Genomic DNA, 491 nt, shown 5'->3' on the forward strand with positions numbered 1-491 from the left:
GCCGGCGTCGTGCACGACGCGGGATAGCCGCGCCGGCCCTCGATTTCGACGAGGCACAGGCGGCACGAGCCGAACGGTTCCAGCGAATCGGTCGCGCACAGCTTCGGCACGTTGACGCCGGCTTCGGCGGCGGCGCGCATCACCGAGGTGCCGGCGGGGACCGTCACCGCCTGGCCGTCGATTTCCAGCGTGACGTCGACATCGGCATGCCGCGCGGGCGTGCCGTAGTCGGTGTCGTCGAAAAACGATCGGGTGGCGCGCTGCTGCGCCTGCGACTTGCACGCACAATTGCCGGAGCCGCAGCCGCCGGCAGGGGAGTTGAGCACGTCGGACATGGTGGGCTCCTGGGTCAGGCCGCGGCCGCTTTGGGCGCGTGTTGAGTTACGTTGGCGAGACCGAAGTCTTCGGGGAAATGATCGAGCGCGGACAACACCGGGAACGGCGTCATGCCGCCCATCGCGCACAGCGAACCGGACACCATCGTGTCGCAT

2 protein-coding genes are annotated in these 491 nt (G+C 68.8%); both read right to left on the reverse strand.

Annotated elements, in window-relative coordinates; all coding sequences use genetic code 11:
* Positions 1 to 335 (reverse strand): 2Fe-2S iron-sulfur cluster-binding protein (locus tag PQR02_RS40785; protein WP_408243448.1); only part of this gene is annotated, 335 nt, incomplete at its 3' end.
* Between the two features lie 14 nt (positions 336 to 349).
* The coding region (locus tag PQR02_RS40790) for an NADH-ubiquinone oxidoreductase-F iron-sulfur binding region domain-containing protein (RefSeq protein WP_408243449.1) at positions 350 to 491 on the reverse strand (142 nt) is incomplete at its 5' end.

Source organism: Paraburkholderia sediminicola, from assembly GCF_046026895.1.
In the GTDB taxonomy this organism is placed as follows: domain Bacteria; phylum Pseudomonadota; class Gammaproteobacteria; order Burkholderiales; family Burkholderiaceae; genus Paraburkholderia; species Paraburkholderia sediminicola_C.